We start from the raw sequence: 23,632 nt of genomic DNA, 5'->3' as shown, positions 1-23,632 counted from the left end.
CGGAGTGTCTGCCGTACCGATCAGATCTGGACGTGCGCCCTGCGGCGGATCCGGCTGGCTCCCAGCAGGAGACCACCGGCGGCCAGCAGGCCGCCACCGAGGGAGAGGGCCATGTTGGAGCTGTCACCGGTGACCGGCAGCTCCTTCTGGTCCTTGTCGTGCTTGCCGTCCTTGTCGTGCTTGCCGTCCTTGTCGTCGTGCCGGTGGTCGTACTTGCCGTGCCGGATGCAGACGGTGACGGTGGCCGGGTCGGAGGCCACGTACCTGCCGTCGAACTTGCCGGTCGCCCGGGCCGTGTTGACCACCTTGCCGGCCTTGACGTCGGCCTTGGTCACCACGTGCGGCTTGACGGCGTGGCAGTCGGTGCTCGTGCCGCGCGCCAGCGTGCCGCTGTTGCAGACCACGCGTCCGGCGTTCCGGTCGTGGACGCCGACGTGGGTGATGGTGACCGTGCCGGTGTTCGTCACCCGGTAGGTGTAGAAGATCTTGTCGCCCTTGGCGGCGTAGCCGTCGTTCTCACACTTCTTGTGGCAGTCCGACTCGACCCGGGCCTTCTTGTCGATCGACAGGCTGACCTGCTTCGGCGGCTCCGGCTTGGTGGTCACCGTGAACGTCGCCTTGTTGGACCACACCGCCTGCCTGTCGAACCACCCGGTGGCCTGAGCGGTGTTGACGATCTTGCCCTTCTTCACGTCGGTCTTCTTGACGGTGTACTTGCCGGTGCAGGTGGTGCTCGCCTTCGGCGCGAGCCACGTGGCCTCGCAGGTGATACCGGTGACCGTGTCGTCGGTGATGGCGATCTTGCTGATCGGGTAGGTCGTGCCCGTGCTCTGGTTCGTCACCTTGTAGAGGTAGGTGACCTCATCACCGGCTTTCACGTCCTTGGCCGGATACCCGGTCTTGGTCAGGTACAGCTTCGAGTTCGGCCGGGGGGCGGACGACGCCATGCAGGTGGACCTGAGCACGAAGGAGTCGGCGGTACCGGAGACCACCGCGCTGGCACCGGTCAACGTCCAGCCGGCCGGGACCCGGATCCACGCCTTGCTGGTGCCCGGGCCCCTGACGATGGCGCTGTTGGGGGCGGTGGGGATCGTCCTCGTGGTGGCGCCGGTCGGCGTCCTGAACGTCGTCGTGATCGTCTGGAAGACGCCGCTGATGTCGGGAGCGCCCGGCAGTTCGAACGCCCATCCGTCCTCGTCCGGGTAGGCACCGCCGTGGAAGTCGCAGTTCTGGGTGAACGAAGCCGCCGTCGTCGGCACGTGCCCCGGGTTGATGTTGATCGTCGACGCGGCAGCGGCCGGCGAGCCGCCGGCGAGCAGCAGGCCACTGGCCAGCAGCGCGAACACCGCCAGCCGCGCGTAGAGGCCGCCTCGCCTGAGCGACGCAGAGGTCTTGCTCATGTATTCCCCCGTGTTGTGGATGGTTGACACCGGGGGCAACGAGAGGTAGGAGGATACGTCACGTCAAGTGGTACGAAATCCCCCACTCGGGCGGAATTAGGGTGTTTAGGACTCAGGCCGGAAACACCTACAACTCGACGAGCGCACGCCACCGCTTGAAGACCTCCACAGGGAGGGATTGTTTCGATATATCTCTAGGTTGACAGATGTCGAAACAGGCTGCAAAGGTGGACCTGCTTAGAAAAACATCTAGACAGCAGGAAAAATCCCATGTCCCGTGTCCAGCTCGCCCTGCGCGTGTCCGACCTCGAAGGTTCCGTCGCCTTCTACTCCAGGCTGTTCAACACCGAGCCGGCCAAGCGGCGCCCCGGCTACGCCAACTTCGCCATCGAGAACCCGCCACTGAAGCTCGTCCTGCTCGAAGGCGAGCCCGAGCAGCCCACCGTAATGGACCACCTGGGCGTCGAGGTGTTCAGCACCGACGAGGTCAACGCAGCCACGAAGCGGCTCACCGACGCAGGCCTGATCACCCTGGAGGAGAACAGCACCGAGTGCTGCTACGCCCTCCAGGACAAGGTCTGGGTGCGCGGTCCGGGCAACGAGCCCTGGGAGGTCTACACCGTCAAGGCCGACTCAGACCAGCTCCAGAAGAAGACCGAGAGCGCCTGCTGCACCCCGGCGGCCGAGTTGGAGCCGACCTCCGACGGAGCCGCGTCAAACTGCTCTTGACCATTTCGGTGTGCGCGCCGACGGCAACCCGGCGGCCGGCGCGCACACCCACAACGGCGCTTGGCCACCGGGGCTCGAACGCAGGATCGAGCGCCGCACTGCGGTCAGGGCAGCCATCAGGACGCTGCGCCTCTTCACCTCAGCGTTCGCCTGCGCGGAGTCGTACCCCTCCAGGAGTCTGCCCCATTTGGATCAGCGGCAGAGTCGCATCAACGAGGGAAGGTTGAGCATCAGCACGGTTACCACCCTCGCCGCGAAGCAACCACCTGCAACCATCACCTGCGTCACCGGGCATTGGCAGCCTGTCGTGGGCGTTACCGTAGGTTGTCGACGAGGTTGGCGAGTTCTGGAATCGTCGACACCTTGGCGAGATCGCTTTTGTACTGCGCCTCGTCCTTCACCGGCTTCTCGGCCAAAGGCGTGTCGAGGGTTTCACGCGAGGTGGATGCCCAGAGTCCGCGAGAGTTGACCACGCGGTACAGCCCCGCCTCACCGGCACCCTTCTTCGCGCGCAGGAAGAGGACCATTTCTTCCTTCGGGAGCGCTGCGGACATTTCCCCGGCGACGTCATCGATCGATTGCCCTCGTCCGGGAATGACCATGAATTCAAGCGGGACCACCGAGGGAAGGCCGCCCTTGCCGGCGAGTTCACGGGTCACAGCCAGGTCGACGGATACGTAGTGGACCGTATCGTTACCCTCGGCGGTGAGAGTGCGAATCTTTCCTACCTTGCCGAAGCGGGCCAACACGGTTGCGTCAGCGGTCTGCGCCATAGATCCCAGGGGGACATACGGCTCCACCTCGTCACCGGAGATCCGGAACGTCTGCCAGAAGCGCTCGTCAGAATTCTGCGCCTCGGCCGAGCCCGCCGTTGGGTCGCTGCCCGAGCGCGGCTCGGCGCACGCCGACAGAGATATCGACACGCCGAGGAACAGCGCCGCGATAATGGCCACTCCTCGTGCCCGGCGTGGTTCGTTGACCTTCTCAGTAGGTCGCATTGATGTGTCCTTTGTCGTGGGCGCTCAGAGTTGATGAGTTTCCGCCATCAGCGGTGCTTTTTACGCATGAAGCCTGTTCCGACGTGTGGCGCAGGCCGACGCTGTGGGCGACCTCGTGGCAGACGATTCGGTTCGCTGGCGGGTTGTACCGCTGGTTGATCCGGACCCACTGGGTCGTGCAGCGCATGTTCGGGTGGCTCCCGCTCGTCGGTCCATCGCAGGCGTTCCAGCCGTTCAGTCCGTTGTCTCCATAGTCGGAATCATAGATGCAGGTATCGAGGCTGGAGTCGCAGAACGTTGGAGACGCGATGGAGACGGTCAGGTCAGTCGGGTCGTACTGGCCGTTCATGACAGTGGTCACCGCGCTGCTGTAGGTACTCGTCAGCGAAATCCTGCCGACGACGAAACTCGCGCTGGTCGTCAACCACACGCCGTTCGTGGTTCCGGTGATACCCACTGTCCCCGTGGACCCGAAGTTGGAGGCAAGGGCGGGCGAAGCGCTGATTGGCCCAGCGGCAGCGACTAGGGCGGCCGCGAAGGTGACGGTCAATGCTCTGATCAAGACCGATCTAGACATGTCGATACCTTAGTGAGACAAAATCTCTCCCGTCAAGAGCGGACCACTCTCCGTAATCATGGGCGTGATGCAGGCCCCCCTCTCGTCTACGACGGCCATGGTGCCCGATCGTCCATTGGACGTCGGGGCCCCGCCAGCGGTCCCCGACGACCCCGCGCCGATACGTGCGATCATGCCGCCGCGGCGATCAGTCGGTCCGCGTGTGGTCGCGGCCGTTACATCTGAGGTCGGGCTCACACACGATGGCGGTGGCGTCTGGTTCCCTCGTCGCGGCGGAGCGGCACTCGCGTTTAGCGAACATCCGCTCACGGCTCCCCTCCGTGTCAAGACAACGCCGGGATCGGGTTTTAAGCTGAGTCTCGGCGGGTCCGGTAAGTGCCTTCTCCGAAGAGCCGGCTTGGGGATGTGAACTGGTCACGCTGGAGTCAGTTGTCGTTCCCCGGTGTCCTTCCGGACCCGCCGCCGGGGCAGCCACGGCGTCGTTGGTAACTCCGGCGGTGACATCGCAAAGGCTTCCGGCAGCGGCTCGGTCCACTACTGACCTGCAGACCTGTTGAGGATGCGCGGAGGCGAGTCGCCTCCGCGCATCCTTGCGTGGGCGGGTCGCCGTCAGGGGGCGGATGGCGTCATGATCGACAATCTGGTCAGGTTGGCAAGGTCGGCTGTTGGCGTAAGCTCCACCGTGGTCGCGCCTGCCGCCTTGTCCGCAGACGCTCGCCCGATCGTGACAGCGCCAACCTGATTGCTCCGCTGGGACGGATCCGGCATCAAGACACGGTTGGTCTGGTAAACCTCACCGTCTGCGGGAACGCCTTCCATGACCAGCTTTCCGCCGGTGCCACGTACGGAACCCGGAACATTACTGATATTCGTGTACACCTGGCCGGTGAACCCGGTACTGGTAACGAGGTCGACAGTGGCTTCACCGCGGACGGTATCGACTGCCGTTACGCGTCCGACCAAACCTTCGGCGACAACGGCTAGTTGCCCTCGCCGGACTCCCTGATCCTTCAGGAACGCCACGATTATCTGTTGGCCGCTCCTGCCGACTACCTCAGCGGGTACGGCCCGCGCGTCACCGTCCACACCGTCCTCACCAGGTACCTCGAACACCTTCGTGAGGCTGGCGAACGGTCGCTTCGGCTTGATGAACCCCGCGATCGTCGTCGTCTGCGCGGTCGCAGCGATCGGAAATCGTTTTACAATGAGGCGACTGGTCGGTCCGTCCGGTTCTTGTATCATTTCATCATCGACTGCGGTACTCGAAACCCGCACCGCTGTCACGCCCGGCATGGCGAGGGCAATGGCATAGGTGCCCCAGGGGTCATTACTAACCTCGCCGGCGGCTCCGGACAATCGTGGACTGACCAGACTTATCACCTGAGTCTTCACCGGGTCGGGCGCGGGCCGATCAACCCGCATCCGCAAGGCGTCCGCCGCACCGGAATCACCGGTGAAGAACGCCAACCGCGCGTCGCCCTGCTTGTCGTATCCCTGCAGGACGACCACCGTCGAGCGCAGGCGTGGATGGCGCGTCGCGACAAGGGCCCGAACATCAGTGTGCGGGCCTGCCGAGTTGGTACGGTCCCAGACGCTGGTGGCCTCACGTACCAGGCCAGCGTCCACGTCCCCCACCGGGGACCAGCCCAGAAACGGGCCATCCGGCGGCGGTGCAGCGAGTTGCGGTGTGGGCCCGAATCCGACAACCCGAAACATCGTGACCAGCACCGCCACGCATACTGCGGCTGCGGCTGCTGCGGCGACACGCCGCCGCCCGCGACGCCGGTCTGCCCGCCGCATGATCTTGCCTTCATAGCCCTCGGTCGGTACCACCGACTCGGCCAGATCCGCCAGGCCGTCACGCAACTCGGTCGTGTTATGCATAGCGCACCTCTTCATCAGCAACAGCGTCGGCCTTAACCCATTGCTTACGCAGAGTCTGCAGTCCCCTTGATGAAAGACTCTTGACCGTGCCAACCGAACAACCCAGTACATGCGCCGTGTCCTGCTCGGACAGGTCCTCGTAGAAGCGCAGTACGACGGCGGCACGCTGTCGTGCTGGCAGCCCGTCCAACGCCCGGCGGAGCAGGTCCCGCTGTTCCACCCCCACATACTCGTCGCGTGCCTGACTCTCCACCAGCCGACCCAAGGGCTGTTCCCACCAGGACCGGCGCCGCCTCCAGCTCACGAAGGTGTTGACTAGAATGCGTCGAACGTAGTGATCGACGCCTTCCGAGCGTTGCAGCCGAGGCCACGCCACAACCGTCTTGGCCAGCGTCGTCTGGACCAGGTCCTCGGCTTTCCCTCGGTCTCCACACAGCAGGAAGGCGGTCCGGAGCAGCGATCCGTAACGCGCCCGCACAAAGGCTGTCACCTCCTTATCCTCGCGATCATGCATCAGCCACCCGCACCCTCAGCTTCAATCTCACGGCCACTACTTACGCTCTCGACCCCAGCAAACGTTGCCGTGACTCCGGAACTTTTTGACGATCGATTTCTCGACCCGCCCGCCGTGACGGCGATGCGCAAAAGGAGCCGCCCAGTGCTGTGCAGGCCGAGCCGGCAGACCATGGGCTCGGCCGATCTCGGGGCGGCTGGACCACCAAGACGCTTCTGGCGTATGAGCAGGGCCGCAAGCTGATGGCCGTAGTGGTGACCGCTGGGCAGCGCGGCGACAGCCCACAGGTCAGCCCCATGCTGCCAAGGCGCGTGTGACCCGGACCGGGAGCGGCCGGCCGACCCACCACAAGGTCGTTATCCTCCTACGCACCCGCGGCATCACCGGCGGACCCGGATGGCTGATCGACATGCTCGGCCTCACCCGCCTACGCCTGCAGAACACCACCCACCACAACCAACCAAGCTCCCAGCACGGCACCAGATAAACGACCAGCTCAGAGCCTTGATCAGGTCTCTGAGCTGGTGGGCGACGGACGAGTCGACCTGTACGCCGGATTCTGGGTCTCTGATCTTCGGCTGTCGTCTGCCAGGATGCAGGCGATCGGAGGCGGCCTTGGGTGGACGTCTCTTGCGTCAGATTGAAGGAGTCGGAGTTGCGTCTGCCCCGTGAGCCTCACCCGATTGACCGGCCGGTCATTACCGTGCTCATGATCATCTTCTTCGGCCTGGGAGCAGTCGCGGCGAGCGGATGGAACGGCGATGGTGGGCGTTTCCAGCCGATCGCGGCAGTGCTTGCCGTCGTGCTGTTCGGATGCTTCCTGATCTTGTTTGCAATCTTCTGGGTCGGCTGGCTGATGCGGGGGCACGAGCTGTGGCGCGAGGAGTGGCGACGGCCAGGCGGAGGCAATAGCGATTGAGTCCTGTCCCAGGCGGAGCGATGCTGCTGGGGGACAGTCGGAACACAAGACAGCGTGAAACGTCGTCAACCGGCGCGAGGCGATGAGGACCATGAGAGGGCCCCGGGCAGCGCACCGGCCGAGTTGCAGCAGGTCCCGCAACTGCCGGTCTAAGTTCCGCTTCAACGTCTGACAACGGGAGCGGCTCGGCCCCGATTTACCGAGGCCGCTTGTCCTCGACGTGTACGACGTCAAGCTCATGGCCGTCCTGGTTTCGCTTGCTGCGTCCGTACAGACCAACGGCCAGATCGTTGCTGTCCGAGATCTCGTCGGGTCCTACGTAGGTCAGCACGTCGTTGTGGTGGCCGTAGACCACCCATCCGGGACCGGGATCGAGGGTAATGGTGCCAAAGTCTCCAGCAGGCGAGCCGGCGTAGACGGGGCCGTACTCGCGCAGGGTGTCGACGGCCTGAGCGGCGAGGTCAACGCTGGGTCCGGGGTCTGGTAGTACGACGCACGTGCCGTGGGCGAACACGACCCAGGACTTGTTGTCTCCCCGGATGATGCGACGCCAGGTTTCGGCCAGATCTTGCTCCGACATGACGATGATCATCCCCGAGTTGGTGCACCTGCGCTACCCGCGAAGCGTGCCCGAAACAGCGGTCAAGAGGGGGCAACCGGAGGAGGCAGGCCGTAGCAAACTCCGCACTGTTCAACAGCCGCAGGACCTGCTCACGTTCGGCCGGGGTGAGCGCGTTCGCCGGCGCCCGCCGCACCGGCGCCGCCGGCGTCGGCCGCCGCCGGTCGCGTACGGCGCTGGACCGGGCGATCCCGGTCAGCCGCTTCGCGTCCCGCGTCGTGATCCTCTCGCTGGTCAACGCATGATAGGCGGCCATCAGCGCCTGCCGAGCCCGAACACGTCCGGACCGTCCGGCTCGCTCCTGGAGATGTCCTCCAAGAGCTCGCGCGCTTTTCCCATGATCGTCAACGCCGTCTCGGTCCGTGCCAGCTTCGCCTGCGCCAACTCCAACTCACGGCGTAACCGGGCGATCTCAGCCTGCTCCGCCGACGGCCTCCCAACCGTCTCCCCAGCCGGCTTGCCCCGCAACAGACCCGCGTCGCGGGCCCGGCGCCACTCCGACATCAACGACGAGTACAAGCCCTCACGCCGCAGGAACGCACCGCCCTCACCAGCCGCGACGGCCTGCTCATACCCGACCAACAACTCCAGCTTCTGCCCCGGCGTGAACGACCGGAGTGCCTGCGGCCCGCCTGAACGCGGACCCTTTCGCCGCAGCCCGGACGGCGCACCCGGAACGGTTCGGCACCAACCGGCCCCTGCCCAAGATCCTCGACCTGCCCGAACAGGTCTGGATCAACAAGCCCGAGCCGCAACGACAAGCCGCTTAACTCCCGTTAACCTCAATCCCTTGACACGTTCCGCCCTGGGGCACACAGGGGGCACAAGACACCGTGAAACGTCGTCAACCAGCGAACAACCATGACAGCCCGAGACGCCGTGTGAGCAGGTGCCCGACGGTGTCGCCGCTGGTAGGGGATAGCGGCTCTTAGGTCCGCTTCAACGTCTGACGGTCGCCAGTCCTTGCGGTTGCGCCACGGAACCGGGAGCAGGGGGATGTGATTGTCACGCTCCGAATCGTCGACTGCGGGCCGAGTAGGAGCGCAGGGCGCGGAGGAAGTCGATCTTCCGGAAGCCGGGCCAGTACACGTCGCAGAAGTACAGCTCGGAGTAGGCGGCCTGCCAGAGTAGAAATCCGGACATGCGGCGTTCTCCGCTCGTGCGGATGACCAGATCAGGGTCGGGTTGGCCGCCGGTGTACAGGTGCGCCGCGAGAGTCTCGGCGGTTAGCCGCTGTGCGACGTCGTCGAGTGTGGCGCCCGCTCGTGCCTCCTGTTCCAACAGGGAACGAACTGCACTGACGATTTCCTCGCGGCCGTCGTAGCCGATGGCGACCGTGAGATGGAACTCGGCACCGCGTTCGCGGGTGGCGTCTTCCGCGATTTTCAGGGCGTGGCGTGTCGAGTCGGGTAAGACGTCCGCGCGGCCGGCCAGGTGAAGCTGCCAGGGATTGGCCGGGCGGAGGAGCGGCTCCGCGACGACCTCCTCGATCATCCGCATCAGGTTCTCCACCTCTTCGGATGCCCGCTTACGCATATTGTCGACGGAGGCCACGAACAGAGTGACGTGATGGATGCCCATGTCGGCACACCAGCCCAGTACCTCGTGGACGTGTTCCGCGCCGTACCGGTGGCCCACCCCGGGGTCATCGAAGCCCACCTGCCTGGCCCACCGGCGGTTCCCGTCCATCACCATTGCCACGTGCCGTGGCAGCGACTTCCCGGCCAACTGGGCGCGGAGGCGACGGGCGTAGAACCGGTAGGCGCCACGGCGTATGGGCTGGATCATGATCGAATGAAATCACCTCATCGGCGCTGGCGTTGGCCCGGCTGCTCAACGTCAGGCGGACGGGGAATTGTGGCCTTTTCCCGGGCGGGCTGTCGACAGCAACGGTGACAGCTACGAGCCGGAACAAAGACGACCACGCCCGGCGTCGCGTGGACGGTCGGCCGAGGCGGGCGACGGATGCGGACGCAGGCAGACGAAGCGCACGGTTCTTGTAAGCGAGACGTCAGGACGGCGGCGGGACCGTGCCAGTTGCGTGCCCGATCCTGCGGTAGCGAACGGACAACAACGGTCAAGGTCTGACGGGGGCCGAGGTGCCTACTCAGCAGCAACGGCAGGTGGCAGGCCGCCTGAACGGCAGGGCCGAGAATTCCTAAACCGTGTGTCGCAGGTTCTACTCTGCCGGCGGCATCATGTCAGGCCCCTTGATCAAAGATCATTTCCTTCCTCTCGACAATCCCGTGCCCGTTGCGTACTCCGACCGAGGTTGTCGAGGTGAACGGCCGCCTCGGCGTCGCGGGCGTCGGGAGGGCGCGGGCGTGGTGTCTGGTGGTGACGCTGGCGTTGGCATGCCCGAACCGTCGGGCATCGACGAGCACGCCGTGAGAGTCAGCCACCCAGCTTGCGTGGGTGGCGCGTAGGTCGTGCGGAGTCATGTCGACGAGCCCGGCGGCTGCAAGAGATGCGTGGTGAACGTGATCGCCCGCCAGGTGTCCGCGTCGCTTTCGGGCTCAGATGCCGTCCCAGAAGGTCAGCCGGTGCGCGGCGCTCCGGTCGAAGTGGCCCACCCTGTCGAGGTCCAGGCCCTGGACGTACGGGTGCTGCCGCCACGCCGGTAGGCCGTGGCCGTTGGGGTTGCCCGTGGCGGCGAACCGCGCCCAGTAGCCGATCATCAGGTCGCCGAGTCGACGCTGCTTGTCGGTGAGCGGGGCGGATTCCCACGACGGGTCGAAGAGGAACGGCAGTTCCGAGCCGTGCGATGCCATGGGCTCCACCTGTTCGTCGGGGAACGGGAACAGCTGCGGTGCCGTCCGGTCGAGGAACTCGTAGGAATAGACCGGGACGTGCCTGGCCAGCAACCGATCGGTGTCCCGCGCCGACCTCGCCCAGTCGAGGTCGCTCAGCACGGCGGCAGCGGGCTGGGTGGGCACGTCGCCGGGCGGATAGGCGGCCAGGACAGCCGGTGCCCGTTCCCCGAAGATCTGGGTGAGGCCATCGACGTACTGTGCGGCGGTGAGCTTGGGAAACACCATCGATGCGAACATGGTGCCCTCGTCCCGGGTGATGCCGGACAGGATCGGCACCCGGTGGAAGCGTCCCTCGGCGAACACCTCCGCCGGGTCTTCCGGCAGCACGGCGTTGCCGTATCCGGGCAGAGGCAGTGCGGGCTGCGCGAGAAGTTCCAGAGCCGACTTACCCCTCAGGCAGGTGACGTCGGAGCAGGAGAGCCGCTCGGCGATGAGCTGCCCGTGTCCCTCATGAGCCGAGGCGGGAACCCAGGGTGGCACGCCCAGGACCGCCGGCAGGTCGTCCTGGCTCCAACATGGGGAACTCTGCGTGATCGCGCGGTGGAACAGGCCGGCCGAGGCCGGAGCGGCGAGTTGGGCGCATACCGAGTGCGAGCCCAATGACTCACCGACGAGCGTGACGTTGCCTGGATCACCGCCGAACGCGGTCGCGTTGCGCCGTACCCACCCCAGCGCCGCCTGCTGGTCCTGCACGCCGAACGCACCGCTGTCGGGCAGCCCGGGGTGGCCGAAGAAGCCGAAGATTCCCAGCCGGTAGTTGAGGGTCACCACGACGATGTCGCCGCGCGTAGCGAGGCGGGCGGCGTCGTAGTCGCTGCCGGCGCGCGCGACGCCCGAGTTTGACTCTCCTTTGGAGACTGTCACCAGGCTCAAGCCCCACGTCCATGACTGAGGAGACTCATGAGGATCAACGCCCGCCGCTTACGCAGCAGCCACATCCCCCTCTCCACTACGTTCACCGCCCTGGCCCTCGTAGTAGCTGGGTGTGCAGTCGGCAACGAGCCGACCCGCGGCCACACCGGACGACCGCCTGCTGACAGCGACATCTCTGACGGCGAGCCGCGCAACTTCATCTCCGAGAGCGAGCCGGCCCGAACCGCCTACTGCGCCGATGAGCAGCGCCGCGTCCTCCCTGAGAGTGACTGTGACGGAGACGACGACCACAACCGCTACATCTACATCGGCCGGTACGGCTCTGGGTACAGGCCCGGGAGCAGGCTCCCGGCGACTGCCGGAGAGCAGAAAATCGCCGCGATGGACCAGGCCGCACGCATCCGAGCAGGTATCCCCGCGCGGGGCGGATTCGGCACCACCAGTGGATCCGTGGCTGGCTGAAACAGGGGTGGACGCCTCGGCTCCTCCTGGCCGATCACGGTGAAATCCGTAGCTGAACACTGCCGGTGCTGCTGGCCGATATCACCTCCCGACCACACCGCCACCGCCACCATCGCCCGCATCGCCGCCCTGCTCGACCTGACGGCGGCCGTCCTGGGACTGCTCGGCTGACCAAACCCGTACGAGTCGACCTGTACGCCGGAGCTCTCCCCCGGCGACAAGCTGCCGTCACAGCCCGACCTAGCAGCGCGCTACGGCGTCGCACGGGAAACCGTCAAGCGAGCCTTGGACCTGCTCCGGGCAGAACGACTGATCGTTACCCGGCAGGGAAGCGGCGCCTTCGTCCGCGCTCAGACACAGCGGGCCGTCGAGCTGCGCCCCCACATCGAAGCCGCATTCGAGCGACCTCACGTCAGCATCGACTTCGCCGGGTTCTCCGGGGAGACGCTGAGGGACGCGCTCGCTGAGGCGCTCGACAAGGTCCGGGTCGGGCGACTCACACCAGAGACGATCACCGTGCGCGTCCTGATCTCCGACATGACCGTCCCCATGGCACTCCCCGCACGAGCCGAGCCCCAGACCGACGATCCAGCCGTACGCGAGCGAGCGGAACGGATCACCCGCCGGGCAGCGGACGGCATCATCGACCAGGTCACCGAGCTGGGCGACCTCGGGCTCATCCGCTCAACCACGGTCGAGGATGCACCGGGCATCCCCGCTGTTCAAGCTCTACATCCTCAACGGCGACGAAGTCTTCTACGGCTTCTATCCGGTCGTTGAGCGCACCGTGTCGATCAAGGGTGAACCGATGGCGATCTATGACCTGATGGGCAAGGATGTGCCACTCTTCCACTACGCGGTAACCGACGACGATGCCTCCCACGGCACGCAATTCGTGGAAGCGTCACGCCAGTGGTTCGACTCGGTGTGGTCGACCATCGCCTACCGGTACGACGCATGAACGCCGACCTTGGCCGGCTGTTCGACGAAGTCGGTGCCGTGCTGCTCGACTTCGACGGGCCGGTGTGCAGCGTCTTCGCGGGCTATCCAGCGCCGAGGGTCGCCGCGGAACTGGTCGAGGTGTTGCACCGGCGCGGCATCGAAGTCCCGCCGGATCTCGCCAGCGAACCGGACCCGCTTGAGGTACTACGCCGCATCGGGGCCACCGGCGACCAGAAGGTCACGCAGGCGGTAGAGGATGCACTGTGCGCGGCTGAGCGCCAGGCCGTCGAGACCGCCGAACCGACGCCATACGGCCGGGAAGTCGTCGTCGCTGCCCGGCAAGCCGGCCTCCCCGTGGCGGTCGTCAGCAACAACTCTGCCGGTGCCGTGAGCGCCTACCTGGCAGCGCACCGCCTTGCCGTCCATGTCTCGCCGATCGTTGGCCGGGCCTACGCCGCCCCGGAGCGGATGAAGCCCAACCCGGAACCGATCCGGCAAGCCGCACACGCAGTAGGCGGAGCGCCGGCCCGGTGCGTACTGATTGGCGACTCCCTCTCGGACATCGACGGGGCGCGGGCAGCCGGGGCACGAGTGATCGGGTACGCGAACCGCCCGGCCAAGGTCGAGAAGTTCCAGGAAGCCGGAGCCGACGTAGTGGTCACCAGCATGCGGGAGATCGCTGACGTGTTGGTCGCGCGGATGAACTCCTAAGGCTGGGGAGGACTGCAACCTTTCGCCCTCGTTAGTGCCCACCGCCTCCACCACCACCGCCGGCCCCGTCACCCAAGGCGCCGTTCTCGAAGATGGCGTGAGAGTGCCGATCCGGCACACCGTGGCCTCGCTCGAAGGTGTCCCGGTTCGGTCGGAGTGAATTCCTGCGTATTGACCGCGCCGCCCGCACCGCATCCTGGCGCTGCTGTTCCTTGGTACGCGGTCTGCCGCGCCGGGAGCGCCGGAGCCACGCCATTGAGACCAACGCAACGACGGTTGCGATCGCGAGGACCATCCATCCGTAGGTCGGCATGAACCAATCTTATGAGCTGGTCGCCAGTGACTTGGCCGTTGGCCGGAGCGTAGTGTGTTCAGACTTTCTTTACTTGGTCAAGGGCGGGCCTGCGGCCCGCCGCCGTGTCGCGCCGGGGCGCGCGTGCGGCCTGGCGGCCGGTCACGCCCCGGCGCACGGCGCAGCAACGAGAGAGCCACAGAGGCCGCCGCCGGCCGAACAGGGCAAGGCTCCCGGCGAGCCAGGTCAAAGCGCCTCCGGCGGGGGCCTCAGGCTCCGGGATGGCTGGGGACCGTCAGCGGCTCACGGTCCGCGGTGGTTGAGGTGGCTGCCATCCCGTCACCGCCGTCCCAGGCAAGCCGAGCAGACCTGCCCCGGGGCGCCAAGGTCGTTCGTCCGGCAGGGCGCTCCACCTTGTCACCCCGGGGCAGGCCCGCTCCACGAGGTGTGGGACGACGGTGACGGGATGGCAGCCCGGGGGCAAGTGCGGCGCGCCGCCGAGCCAGAAACCGACCACAACCCCGACGTAGATAGATGCAAAGCGATGAAGGCCCGTCCAAGATCAGGCCGTCTCCAGGCCGTCAGGCCGTCGCCAGGCCGTCAGGCCGTCGCCAGGCCGTCAAACGTCGGCCAAAGTTGACCAACGACGACCATCGACGCCCGGACATAGAACCAGCTCAGGGCCTTGATCACGGCTCTGAGCTGGTGGGCGACGGACGAGTCGACCTGTACGCCGGATTCTGTGACCGGCGCGCGCCCCGAAAGGCTCGCGCCAGTGGCGGCCATCCATCTAGGCCTGCCGTTGCCGGCAGGCTCAAGCGGCCTACCCGCAGACATCGGGCGGGCAGCCCTCAAGCGTCTGCGCGGGTCGTCATCATGCTGATGACGGCCCTTTCTTGGCCTTGCTCCGGGTGGGGTTTACCGAGCCACCCCGGTCACCCGGGGTGCTGGTGGGCTCTTACCCCACCGTTTCACCCTTACCGTCCCCGATGGGCCGGCGGTCTGTTTTCTGTGGCACTGTCCCGCGGGTCACCCCGGGTTGCCGTTAGCAACCACCCTGCCCTGTGGAGTCCGGACGTTCCTCGGCGACGGGCCAAAGCCCGCCGACGCGACCGCCCGGTCGACTCGTCCGTCGCGCACCCATCCTAACGACGCCGCGGGCGCGTCTATTGCCACCCCGGCCGGCAACCAGCCGCGCCCGGCACGGCACCACAGCCGGCGTGCCCGGCACACCGCAGCCGGCAGCCGCCGGCACCGCGTACTAGCCTCTGGGAACCATGGATGTCTCCGACGCCGCGCTGCTGGTCGCCGCCGGGCTCGCCGCGGGCACGGTCAACGCGGTGGCCGGCGGGGGCTCGCTGATCACCTTCCCGGCGATGATCGCGGTGGGGCTGCCGCCGGTGCCGGCCAACGTGAGCAACTCGGTGGCGGTCTTCCCGGGGTACGTGGCCAGCGTGGCGGGCAGCCGACAGGATCTGCCGCCCCGCCGGGCGCTGGCCACGCTGATACCCACGACGTTGGTCGGCACGATCGCCGGCGCCCTGCTGCTGCTGGCCACCCCGGCGCGGGCGTTCGAGTTGGTGGTGCCCTTCCTGGTGCTCGGGGCGACGGCGGTGCTGGCGTTCCAGGATCCGCTACGCCGGCTGGTCGGGCATCCGCGTGACCTGTCGCCGCGCCGCCGTACGGTCACGGTGCAGGTGATGGTCGCGGTCGGCGCGGTGTACGGCGGCTATTTCGGCGCGGCCCTCGGGGTGATGCTGGTCGCCGGCCTGGCCCTGGTGCTGGATGCGACGCTGGCCCGGGTTAGCGCGATCAAGAACCTGCTCTCCGCCATCGTCGGGCTGACCACGCTCGTGGTGTTCGCGCTGTTCGGGCCGGTGAACTGGGCGGCCGTCGCGGTGGTCGCGCCGGCGACCCTGGCCGGTGGGTACGCCGGTGCGCGGCTGGTCCGCCGGCTGCCGCCGGTGGTGCTCAAGGTGCTGATCGTGGTCTTCGGCACGACGATCGGTCTCTACCTGCTCTGGCGCGCGCTGCGCTGACCTCCCACACGCCAGCCGGGTGTCAGGAAGGGCCCCCTGCACATCAAAATCCGATAGCAGGGGGCCCTTCCTTTCAGGCGACCGGTTCCGGGGCGGCGTCGGCGTCGCGGCGTGGGCCGGGCACGACGCGCGGGTCGCCCTCGTCGGCGAAGTAGTCGTCCGACGTGGTGCCGTCGCCGCCGTCGCGCACCTTCGCCGCCCGCAGCACCACCGTCAGCAGCGCCGCGACCGCGAGGTTGACCAGCACCGCCACGATCCCGACGTAGATCGTCTTCGGGGTGTCGAACCCGAAGTCGGCCAGTGGGAACGCCGAACCGCCGAAGTGCTTACGGCCGGTCGCGGCGTTCGGGATCTGGTAGAGCATCCACATGCCCAGCCCCATGCCCGCGACCCAGCCGCCGATCAGTGCGCCACGGTGGAACCAGCGGGTGTAGAGACCGAGCGCCACCGCCGGCAGCGTCTGGAGGATGATCACGCCGCCGATGAGCTGGAGGTCGATGGAGAACTGAGGGTCGAGGAAGACGATGCAGGCCACCGCGCCGACCTTCACCACCAGAGACGTGATCTTGGAGACGTTCGCCTCCTGCGCCGGGCTGGCGTCCCGCTTCAGGTATTCCTTGTAGATGTTGCGGGTGAACAGGTTCGCCGCCGCGATCGACATGATCGCCGCCGGCACCAGCGCGCCGATGCCGATGGCCGCGTACGCGACACCGGCGAACCAGTCGGGGAACTGCTGGTCGAACAGGACCGGCACCACGGTGTTGCTGTCCACGCTCCCCGGTGACGAGCCGGGCAGTGGCTTCACCCCGGCCGCGATGGCCATGAAGCCGAGCAGCGCGATCAGGCCCAACAGCAGGCTGTACGCGGGCAGCGCCGACATGTTCCGCTTGATCACGTCACGGTTCCGGCTGGCCAGCACGCCGGTGATGCTGTGCGGGTAGAGGAACAGCGCCAGCGCCGAGCCGAACGCCAGTGTGACGTACTGGAGCTGGTTGTTGGCGTTGAGCAGCACCCCGTCGTTGGGGTTCGGCGACGCGTCGAACTTCGCCTCCGCGGCGTCGAAAATCTCGCCCCAGCCACCCAGCTTGTACGGCAGGTACAGCACCGCCACCAGGATCACGATGTAGATCAGCGTGTCCTTGACGAAGGCGATCAGCGCCGGCGCGCGCAGCCCCGACTGATAGGTGTACGCGGCCAGGATCGCGAACGCGATGATGATCGGCAGGTGCCGGGCCAGGGCGCTCTCGCCGGTGACCCCCATGGTCTTGAGCACCGCCTCGATGCCGACGAGTTGCAGCGCGATGTACGGCATCGTGGCCACGATGCCGGTGATCGCGATGAGCAGCGCCAGCACCGGCGAGTCGAACCGCTTGCGGACGAAGTCCGCCGGGGTGACGAAGCCGTGCCGGTGCGAGACCGACCAGAGCCGGCACAGCACCAGGAAGACCAACGGATAGATCACGATGGTGTACGGGACGGCAAAGAAGCCGGCCGCGCCGGCCCCGAACATCAGCGCCGGCACCGCCACGAAGGTGTACGCGGTGTAGAGGTCACCGCCGACCAGGAACCAGGTGATCCAGCCGCCGAAGTTGCGCCCGCCCAGCCCCCACTCGTCGAGGTGCGCCATGTCCTTCGGGGCACGCCACCGGGCCGCCACGAACCCCATGCCGCTGACCAGCAGGAAGAGCGCCGAGAAGACGATGATCTCGGTGAGGTGCTCGCGCCACATCAGCGGTCACCCGCATCCGCGCCGGCCAGCCCGTCCGACGGCGCGGCGGCCCGCTTCTTCGTCAGCTGGTACACCAGCGTGGTGGTGGCCACGCCGACCAGGATGTAGGCGAGTTGCAGCCAGTAGAAGCGCGGGAAGCCGAGGAACCGGGGCGAGTCGGCGTTGAAGAACACCGGGATCAGGGGCAGCACGATGGGGATGAAGAGCAACCAGTTCCAGGGGCTGTGGTCCTTCGCCCTGGACCGCGCCGCTGGCGGCGCCTCCGGTTCGGGTGCGGCCATTGCGACAAACCTCCGCGTGTCGTAGATCGGCACTGATGACGGCCGGAGGTTACGACTCTGTGACGGCCGTCACGCCCAATGGTCGGAGGCTGCTGCGCCGAACGGCCGGCGTCCTGCGCCGAACGGCGGGTACGCGAGGCCGTTTCCCGCCGCCAGCAACCGGCCTGAAAGCTGGACGGTGACGGGCCCGGGCGCCAACTCGGCACCCGGGCCCGTCACCGGCCGGTCAATGGCTCACCGCTTGGCGGTCACCGCCCGGCCGTCCAGAGCAGCGCCCGGCCGAGCTGCGGTTGCAGGCCCTTGGGGTGCAGACGGAACGTCGGGTCGGTGCCGAACAGCACCACCCCGTTGCCGCCGGCGGACACCCCCCGGACGATGCTGGCCTGGTTGGCCGCCGCGCCCTGGCCGTTGGCGCCCTCCGTCGCCCACCAGCCGGCGAGCAGCGGATCGGCCGCGTAGGACTGCTCGACCGTGACGTTGCCGCCCAGGGCGGTGAACCAGACCGGCTGGCTGATGAACGAGTGCGGGATGGCGCCGGCGCTGACCGGGCCGCCGGTGTTGACGACGTTGGCCACCCCACTGGCCAGGCCCGGCCCGGCGGTCGCCGTCACCGAGAGCAGCGAGGCGGCGTTGCTGAAGCCCGCCCCGGCGGTACCCAGACCGACGACGCCGCCGCCCCGCGTCAGGAAGGCGTCCAGTGCGGCGCGGTTCTCCGCCGACAGGTTCGCCAGGTTGACGTTGCTGGCGACGAGGAGCACGTCGACGTCGCCGGTCAGGCTCGTGCTGAGCGTGGCGGCGGTCAGGGCACGCGCCTCGAAGCCGAGGTCGGCCAGCGTGTCCCGTTCCTCGACCGTGCCCAGATAGCCGACGACGACCTTGTCCAGCCGGGTGCCGCGCCAGCCGGCGGGCGCGCGTTCGAAGGTCACCGCGTGGGTGCGGGCCTCCGCGCGGGCCAGCCTGCGGTTGGCGGGCGTGCCGGGGACGACGACCGAACCGTCGGCGAGGCGGTGGACCGCGACACCCCGGTTCAGCAGCGAGTTGACCGCCAGCAGGTCGGCGGCGTCCCGGAGGTCGAGGCGCAGGTCACCGTTGCCGGCGGGAACTCCGCCCTCGGCCCGTCCGTCGTACGTCCGCTCCAGCCGCACGGCCGGCAACTCGTTCCAGAGGGTCTCGACGGTGGCGCCCCAGGTGAGTCCCTGGCTCCAGGCGGCCGGGCCGGCGTAGAGGTCGTCCACCCGACCGGTGATGTCGGCACCCGGTTCAAGCAACGAGTTGACCAGGCCGCGCTTGGGCTGGTGCAGATCGACCACGTACGAGCCGGCCTGGTAGCTCCGGCCGCCGGCGGTGAACGGCTTCTTCGCCCGCCACACCCGCCCGCCGCTGCTGATCAACAGATCGACGAGGCGCGCGGCAGCCGGCTCCGAGCGCTGGCCGGTTCCGGTCGGGATGACGTACGCCCGGGGGAAGGTGGTGTGGTAGTTGTCCTCCGGGCCCCAACCCGGCACGAAGCCGTCGGGGAGGTCGCGCAGCGGCTCGCCCGCCCAGCCGCGCCGGTAGACCTCGGCCTGGTCGTGCAGCACCTGCGCCCGGTGCTCCTGGATGTACCGCAGCGACGTCCGGATCGCCACCTCGTGCACGTCGGTGTTGATGCCGGAGCGGCGTACCCGCTCGGCCGGGGTGAGCGCGCCGCCGCGCGGGTTGAGCGGCGCCTCGATGGTGTACGGGATGCTGCTCTGCAACATGGCGAAGGACGGCACGTAGATCGGCGGGAAGTCGTCCCACACGCCGGGCTCGTCGTCGCGGAACGGGATGCGGGCCCGCTGGGTCTCGGCGTGCCCGAGACCACGCAGGTCCTCCTCGATCGCCAGCGCGTTCGGCAGGCCGTGCTTGATGTAGAGGTCGTACTCGTTGTTGACGTTGTGCGGCGGGGTGCTGGGGTGCAGCAGCGTCGGACTCACGTAGCCGTGCAGGTCGAGCGTGATGATCGGCTTCGTGTCGATGATCAGCTCGCGGATCAGGTTGGTCTCGGGCTGCGCCACCACCGTCAGGTCCCGGTTCAGGTCGTAGCCGGCGGAGTTGGCGCGGCTGCCGGCCACCCGGCCGTCCGGGTTGGCGGTGACGTTGAAGACGAGCCGGTTGCGCCGGAGCAGCCCGGCCACCTCGGGGCTGCTGCTGGTGGCGAGGTCCTCGATGACCCGCAGCGCCGCGTCGGTGCCCTCCCACTCGTTGCCGTGGATGTTGGCGTTGACGAAGAGCGGGGTCTTGTAGCCGGCGAGCAGTTGCCGGTCCCGCTGGGCCCAGGCCGGCTCGTCCTCGATGCGGCGCTTCCAGATCTCCTGCTGCCGAGCCTCGGCCCGGCTCTCCGGCGCGGTCACCGTGACCGCGTACAGGTCGTAGCCACCGGCCGACTTTCCGGCCACCCGGGCGGAGACCCGGTCGCTCGCGGCCTGGAGGGCGTTCAGCTTCGGCGCGATGTCGTCGTAGGCGATGACGCCGATCGGGATCGAGGCGTCCGCCGGATTGTCGGGCCAGACCGGCAGGGCGCTCCGCTGGGGATAGCCCCGGACGTCGGCGACGTCGGAGGCGCGCGGCGGCACCGCCGGCAGCGCCGAGGCAGTCGCCGGAGCGGCCCACGCCGCCGTACCGAGCAGGGATACGGTTACCGCCGTCGCGGTGAGCCGGGGAAAAAGTCTGTTGACGGACAAGGACAGTCTCCTGTCACGAGGGAGTGCGCACAGGCGGACGCGCCGCAGGGCCGGAGACCTGCGGGGTCGGAAACGCCAGCAGCGTGCGAGAAAGGGGGAAGAACCCGGCGTCAGATAGAGCGTCGACAGGCGGCGCTGGCGACACGCAGGAGGTCGATGTGACCCCGCTTTGTCAGATGGACGCTTCGCACGGAACCGATCTTGAACGGCTGCCGGCGGCCTGTCAACAGATTCGCGGGAACGTCACGACCTTGACGAATCCTCCCGACCCGCGCCAGCTAGCCGACCGCGTCCAGGTGCGCGGTGTCGTTGACCGTGCGGACGGCGACGCCGCCGTCGGGCCAGGTGTCCAGCACCGAGATGCCGGCCGCGTCCAGGAACAGCCGGTGCAGGAAGCCGTCGCCGGCCGCGAGCGCGTCACGCAGCACCAGCTTGATCGGCGAGACGTGCGAGACCACCACCACGGTCTCCCCGGGGTACGCCCGGCACAGCCCGTCGACCGCGCGGCGGCAGCGCTCGGCGACGTCGACGAACGACTCGCCGTCCGGCGGGGCCACCCGGGTCGAGGCTAGCCACGCGTCCATCTCCCCCGGCCACTCCTCGCGGACCTCGGCGAAGGTGCGCCCCTCCCAGGCTCCGAAGTCGCACTCGATGAGGTCGTCCTCGCGGCGCACCGGCACGCCGCCGAGCACCCCGGCGATCGCCTCCGCGGTCGCCGTACACCGGGACAGGGGTGAGCTGACCACGGCCGCCACGCTCGGGGCCAGCGCGGCCACCCGGGCAGCCGTGGCCCGGACCTGGGCCCGGCCCCGCTCCGACAGCGGCACGTCGCCGCGGCCGGAGTAGCGGCGCTGCTCGGTGTACGCGGTCTCGCCGTGCCGGACCAGGATCAGCCGGGTGGCGGTGAAGCTCGGCCGCGGCTCCCAGGAGGCGGGCGCGGTGGCCGGGTCGGTGCCCGAGGTCGCCGTCGACGCGGCCCGGGCGGCCACCTCGCGGGCTCTCGCCCGGGCCGACGAGTCGGGGCCGGCGACCTCACGCGGCGGCTCCACGACGCGCGGCGGGACGACGGCGGCCCGGGCGGCGGGGGCCCGGCCGGCGGCGGCGTCCATGGCGGCGTTGGCGAGGGCGTCGGCGTGCCGGTTGCGTTCCCGGGGGATCCAGTGGAACCGGACGGCGGCGAAACGACTCACCAGGACGGCGGCCTGCGCGGCGAGCGGGCGCAGCCCCGGGTGCTTGATCTGCCAGCGGCCGGACATCTGCTCGACCACCAGCTTCGAGTCCATCCGCGCGTCGACCTCGGCGGCACCCAGCTCGGCGGCGGCCTCCAGCCCGGCGATCAGCCCGCGATACTCGGCGACGTTGTTGGTGGCGACACCGATCGACTCGCTCCGCTCGGCCAGCACCTCACCGGTGTCCTGGTCGCGGACCACCGCGCCGTAGCCGGCCGGGCCGGGGTTGCCCCGGGACCCGCCGTCGGCCTCGACGACGACCACGCGCGGCGCCACGGGCTACAGGCCGGACTCGTTGGTGCGGACCATGATCCGCCGGCAGTCCTCGCAGCGGACGACCTCGTCCGGCGCGGTCTTGCGGATCCGGGCCAGGTCGGCGCCGGAGAGGTCCAGGCGGCAGCCGCCGCACCGGCTGGCGGTCAGCAGCGCCGCACCGAGCCCGGTGTCCTCGCGGATCTTGTCGTACAGCTGCACCAGGTCCACCGGGAGGTCGCCCGCCAGCGGCTGGCGGGCGCCGCGCTTGAACTCCTCCTCCTTGGCGATCTCGGCCAGGCTCTCGTCACGGCGCCGCTCGACGGCGTCGCGCTTCTCCCGCACCTCGGCGAGCCGCTTCTCGACTCCGTCCAGCACGCCCTGGGCCGTCTCCCGCTGCTCCATCAGCTCCAGCTCGGCGTCCTCCAGGTCGCCCTGGCGGCGGTTGAGCGAGACCAGCTCGTGCTGGAGGGCCTCCAGCTCCCGCGCCGGACCGGTACCGGCGGTGAGCCGGGCCTCGTTCTTGGACTTGCGGGCCCGCACCTGGTCGACGTCCTTCTCCATGCGGGCGATGTCCCGGTCCAGGTCGTCGACCGCCACCTGGGCGCGGACCCGCTCGTCCTCCAGCGCGGACAGCTCCCGGGCCAGCGCGTCCAGCTCGGCCCGCTCGGGCAGCGAACGGCGGCGGTGGGCGAGCTGGGCGAGGGTGGTGTCGATCGCCTGGAGGTCGAGCAGGCGGCGCTGGACCTGGGGGTCAGCCTTCACGGTCGGGCTCCTTGTCGTCCGCCGCGGGTGGGGCGGCGTGTACGGTCCACGGGTCGGTGTCCAGGTCGGACACCAGCGTCTCGACACCCGTCGCCTCCCGCAGGAGGGCGGCCAGGTCGTCCAGCCACGGTCGTTCCGTCGCCCAGTGGGCGGCGTCGAGCAGGGCCGGGCCGCCGGCGGCCAGGTGCTCGCCGGCCGGATGGTGGCGCAGGTCGGCGGTGAGGAACGCGTCCACCCCGGCAGCGGTCGCGTCGGCGAGGAAGCTGTCCCCCGAGCCACCGCTGACCGCGAGGGTACGAACCATACGCCCGGGATCCCCGGCGGCGCGAACTCCCCAGGCGGTGGCGGGCAGCACTGCGGCGGCGTGCCGGGTCAGCTCCGCCAGCGTCATCGGCTCCGGCAGCTCGCCGACCCGGCCGATCCCCCGGCCACCACCGTGCGCGGGCGAACCGGGCGCGGGCCGGTGCAGCGGGCGCAGCCCGGTCAGCCCGAACCGGGCGGCGAGGGCGCCGGAGACCCCCGGGTCGGCCACGTCGGCGTTGGTGTGCGCGACGTACAGCGCCACGTCGGACCTGATGAGCTGGTGGACGATCCGGCCCTTGAAGGTCGTGGGAGCCACCGAGGAGACGCCGCGCAGCAGCAACGGATGGTGGGCGACGATCATGTCGACGCCGGCGTCGAGCGCCTCGGCGACCGTCTCGGGCACCACGTCGACCACGCAGAGCACCCGGCGCACCAGGGCGCCCGGCTCGCCGAGCACCAGCCCGACCCGGTCCCAGTCCTCGGCCCAGGCCGGCGGATAGCGCCGCTCCAGCTCGGCGACCACGTCGGCGACGGTCGGCGGGACCGCATCGGTGCTCACGGCGGGCCAGCTTACCGGCGCGGGCCGCGCCCGGGGG

At 68.6% G+C, this 23,632-nt stretch carries 23 protein-coding genes, 1 other RNA gene and 2 pseudogenes; 9 read left to right on the top strand and 17 right to left on the bottom strand.

The window, feature by feature from the left end:
* Positions 1 to 20: 20 nt before the first annotated feature.
* Complete coding sequence (locus GA0070608_RS17675) at positions 21 to 1,400, bottom strand: DUF7507 domain-containing protein (protein ID WP_091629413.1); 1,380 nt, start codon at positions 1,398 to 1,400, stop codon at positions 21 to 23.
* Positions 1,401 to 1,670: 270 nt separating this feature from the next.
* On the opposite strand from GA0070608_RS17675, the gene GA0070608_RS17670 reads away from it, so the two are divergent.
* Positions 1,671 to 2,129 carry an ArsI/CadI family heavy metal resistance metalloenzyme gene (locus GA0070608_RS17670; protein WP_091629411.1) on the top strand — a complete coding sequence of 153 codons (459 nt, stop codon included), beginning with the start codon at positions 1,671 to 1,673 and terminating at the stop codon, positions 2,127 to 2,129.
* 314 nt (positions 2,130 to 2,443) lie between these two features.
* Here GA0070608_RS17670 and GA0070608_RS17665 read toward each other — a convergent pair whose 3' ends face one another.
* The 4 genes from GA0070608_RS17665 to GA0070608_RS17655 all read right to left on the bottom strand — a co-directional run bounded on the left by GA0070608_RS17665 (position 2,444) and on the right by GA0070608_RS17655 (position 6,102).
* Positions 2,444 to 3,127: a hypothetical protein gene (locus tag GA0070608_RS17665; RefSeq protein ID WP_141719491.1), complete on the bottom strand. Its 684-nt coding sequence runs from the start codon at positions 3,125 to 3,127 to the stop codon at positions 2,444 to 2,446.
* Positions 3,114 to 3,704 (bottom strand): hypothetical protein, encoded by a 591-nt coding sequence (locus tag GA0070608_RS32080; RefSeq protein WP_141719490.1) that lies wholly within the window; start codon positions 3,702 to 3,704, stop codon positions 3,114 to 3,116. The genes GA0070608_RS17665 and GA0070608_RS32080 overlap by 14 nt, the downstream gene beginning before the upstream one ends.
* Before the next feature lie 609 nt (positions 3,705 to 4,313).
* On the bottom strand, positions 4,314 to 5,588 hold the full coding sequence (locus tag GA0070608_RS17660) for a rod shape-determining protein MreC (protein ID WP_091629407.1): 1,275 nt from the start codon (positions 5,586 to 5,588) through the stop codon (positions 4,314 to 4,316).
* Positions 5,581 to 6,102 (bottom strand): SigE family RNA polymerase sigma factor, encoded by a 522-nt coding sequence (locus tag GA0070608_RS17655; protein ID WP_091629405.1) that lies wholly within the window; start codon positions 6,100 to 6,102, stop codon positions 5,581 to 5,583. Before GA0070608_RS17655 ends, GA0070608_RS17660 begins: the two co-directional genes overlap by 8 nt.
* A gap of 107 nt (positions 6,103 to 6,209) precedes the next feature.
* On the opposite strand from GA0070608_RS17655, the pseudogene GA0070608_RS34320 reads away from it, so the two are divergent.
* Both GA0070608_RS34320 and GA0070608_RS17645 read left to right on the top strand, forming a co-directional pair.
* Positions 6,210 to 6,442, top strand: a pseudogene (locus GA0070608_RS34320) (IS5 family transposase); the annotation flags it as partial.
* A gap of 315 nt (positions 6,443 to 6,757) precedes the next feature.
* Positions 6,758 to 7,021, top strand: coding sequence for a hypothetical protein (locus GA0070608_RS17645; RefSeq protein ID WP_141719489.1), 264 nt, complete (start codon positions 6,758 to 6,760; stop codon positions 7,019 to 7,021).
* Positions 7,022 to 7,217: 196 nt separating this feature from the next.
* Here GA0070608_RS17645 and GA0070608_RS17640 read toward each other — a convergent pair whose 3' ends face one another.
* The gene (locus tag GA0070608_RS17640) at positions 7,218 to 7,613 is read right to left on the bottom strand and encodes a hypothetical protein (RefSeq protein ID WP_176733745.1); all 396 of its coding nucleotides are present in this window, start codon (positions 7,611 to 7,613) and stop codon (positions 7,218 to 7,220) included.
* A gap of 134 nt (positions 7,614 to 7,747) precedes the next feature.
* Between GA0070608_RS17640 and GA0070608_RS32680 the strand changes: the two genes are divergently transcribed.
* Positions 7,748 to 7,885 carry a hypothetical protein gene (locus GA0070608_RS32680; protein ID WP_176733744.1) on the top strand — a complete coding sequence of 46 codons (138 nt, stop codon included), beginning with the start codon at positions 7,748 to 7,750 and terminating at the stop codon, positions 7,883 to 7,885.
* 10 nt (positions 7,886 to 7,895) lie between these two features.
* On the opposite strand, the gene GA0070608_RS17630 is transcribed toward GA0070608_RS32680, so the two are convergent.
* The 3 genes from GA0070608_RS17630 to GA0070608_RS17620 form a co-directional block, all read right to left on the bottom strand.
* The gene (locus GA0070608_RS17630; protein ID WP_091629401.1) at positions 7,896 to 8,225 is read right to left on the bottom strand and encodes a hypothetical protein; all 330 of its coding nucleotides are present in this window, start codon (positions 8,223 to 8,225) and stop codon (positions 7,896 to 7,898) included.
* Between the two features lie 420 nt (positions 8,226 to 8,645).
* Entirely contained in the window at positions 8,646 to 9,428 is a 783-nt protein-coding gene (gene uppS / locus GA0070608_RS17625) for a polyprenyl diphosphate synthase (RefSeq protein WP_091629398.1), read from the bottom strand.
* A gap of 728 nt (positions 9,429 to 10,156) precedes the next feature.
* The gene (locus tag GA0070608_RS17620; RefSeq protein ID WP_245716119.1) at positions 10,157 to 11,317 is read right to left on the bottom strand and encodes a carboxylesterase/lipase family protein; all 1,161 of its coding nucleotides are present in this window, start codon (positions 11,315 to 11,317) and stop codon (positions 10,157 to 10,159) included.
* A gap of 36 nt (positions 11,318 to 11,353) precedes the next feature.
* On the opposite strand from GA0070608_RS17620, the gene GA0070608_RS17615 reads away from it, so the two are divergent.
* From GA0070608_RS17615 to GA0070608_RS17605, 4 genes and pseudogenes are all read left to right on the top strand, one after another.
* Positions 11,354 to 11,788, top strand: a complete 435-nt coding sequence (locus GA0070608_RS17615; protein WP_091629392.1) for a hypothetical protein — start codon at positions 11,354 to 11,356, stop codon at positions 11,786 to 11,788.
* 39 nt (positions 11,789 to 11,827) lie between these two features.
* Positions 11,828 to 11,959 (top strand): hypothetical protein, encoded by a 132-nt coding sequence (locus GA0070608_RS33985; protein WP_281186087.1) that lies wholly within the window; start codon positions 11,828 to 11,830, stop codon positions 11,957 to 11,959.
* Positions 11,960 to 11,983: 24 nt separating this feature from the next.
* A pseudogene (locus GA0070608_RS17610) lies at positions 11,984 to 12,749 on the top strand (GntR family transcriptional regulator); the annotation flags it as partial.
* Positions 12,746 to 13,441 (top strand): HAD family hydrolase, encoded by a 696-nt coding sequence (locus tag GA0070608_RS17605; protein WP_091629390.1) that lies wholly within the window; start codon positions 12,746 to 12,748, stop codon positions 13,439 to 13,441. The pseudogene GA0070608_RS17610 and the gene GA0070608_RS17605, both read left to right, overlap by 4 nt.
* Positions 13,442 to 14,446: 1,005 nt before the next feature.
* Here GA0070608_RS17605 and rnpB read toward each other — a convergent pair.
* An RNA gene (rnpB, locus tag GA0070608_RS17600) (RNase P RNA component class A) lies at positions 14,447 to 14,861 on the bottom strand.
* Positions 14,862 to 15,010: 149 nt separating this feature from the next.
* On the opposite strand from rnpB, the gene GA0070608_RS17595 reads away from it, so the two are divergent.
* Positions 15,011 to 15,772, top strand: a complete 762-nt coding sequence (locus tag GA0070608_RS17595) for a sulfite exporter TauE/SafE family protein (protein WP_091629388.1) — start codon at positions 15,011 to 15,013, stop codon at positions 15,770 to 15,772.
* Positions 15,773 to 15,845: 73 nt separating this feature from the next.
* Here GA0070608_RS17595 and mctP read toward each other — a convergent pair whose 3' ends face one another.
* The 7 genes from mctP to GA0070608_RS17565 form a co-directional block, all read right to left on the bottom strand.
* The gene (gene mctP / locus GA0070608_RS17590) at positions 15,846 to 17,501 is read right to left on the bottom strand and encodes a monocarboxylate uptake permease MctP (RefSeq protein WP_091629385.1); all 1,656 of its coding nucleotides are present in this window, start codon (positions 17,499 to 17,501) and stop codon (positions 15,846 to 15,848) included.
* Positions 17,501 to 17,782, bottom strand: coding sequence for a DUF3311 domain-containing protein (locus GA0070608_RS17585; protein WP_091629383.1), 282 nt, complete (start codon positions 17,780 to 17,782; stop codon positions 17,501 to 17,503). Before GA0070608_RS17585 ends, mctP begins: the two co-directional genes overlap by 1 nt.
* Positions 17,783 to 18,030: 248 nt before the next feature.
* Positions 18,031 to 20,487, bottom strand: a complete 2,457-nt coding sequence (locus GA0070608_RS17580; protein ID WP_091629382.1) for a M14 family zinc carboxypeptidase — start codon at positions 20,485 to 20,487, stop codon at positions 18,031 to 18,033.
* A 110-nt stretch (positions 20,488 to 20,597) separates the two neighbouring features.
* Positions 20,598 to 20,678 carry a putative leader peptide gene (locus GA0070608_RS34315; RefSeq protein WP_350874228.1) on the bottom strand — a complete coding sequence of 27 codons (81 nt, stop codon included), beginning with the start codon at positions 20,676 to 20,678 and terminating at the stop codon, positions 20,598 to 20,600.
* Between the two features lie 87 nt (positions 20,679 to 20,765).
* Complete coding sequence (locus GA0070608_RS17575; protein ID WP_091629380.1) at positions 20,766 to 21,992, bottom strand: bifunctional RNase H/acid phosphatase; 1,227 nt, start codon at positions 21,990 to 21,992, stop codon at positions 20,766 to 20,768.
* A gap of 3 nt (positions 21,993 to 21,995) precedes the next feature.
* Entirely contained in the window at positions 21,996 to 22,733 is a 738-nt protein-coding gene (locus GA0070608_RS17570) for a zinc ribbon domain-containing protein (RefSeq protein WP_091629378.1), read from the bottom strand.
* Positions 22,723 to 23,559, bottom strand: a complete 837-nt coding sequence (locus GA0070608_RS17565; RefSeq protein ID WP_176733978.1) for a Nif3-like dinuclear metal center hexameric protein — start codon at positions 23,557 to 23,559, stop codon at positions 22,723 to 22,725. Before GA0070608_RS17565 ends, GA0070608_RS17570 begins: the two co-directional genes overlap by 11 nt.
* Positions 23,560 to 23,632 lie beyond the last annotated feature (73 nt).

The organism is Micromonospora peucetia (assembly GCF_900091625.1).
Taxonomy (GTDB): domain Bacteria; phylum Actinomycetota; class Actinomycetes; order Mycobacteriales; family Micromonosporaceae; genus Micromonospora; species Micromonospora peucetia.
This window is presented reverse-complemented; position numbering and strand designations above follow the sequence as displayed.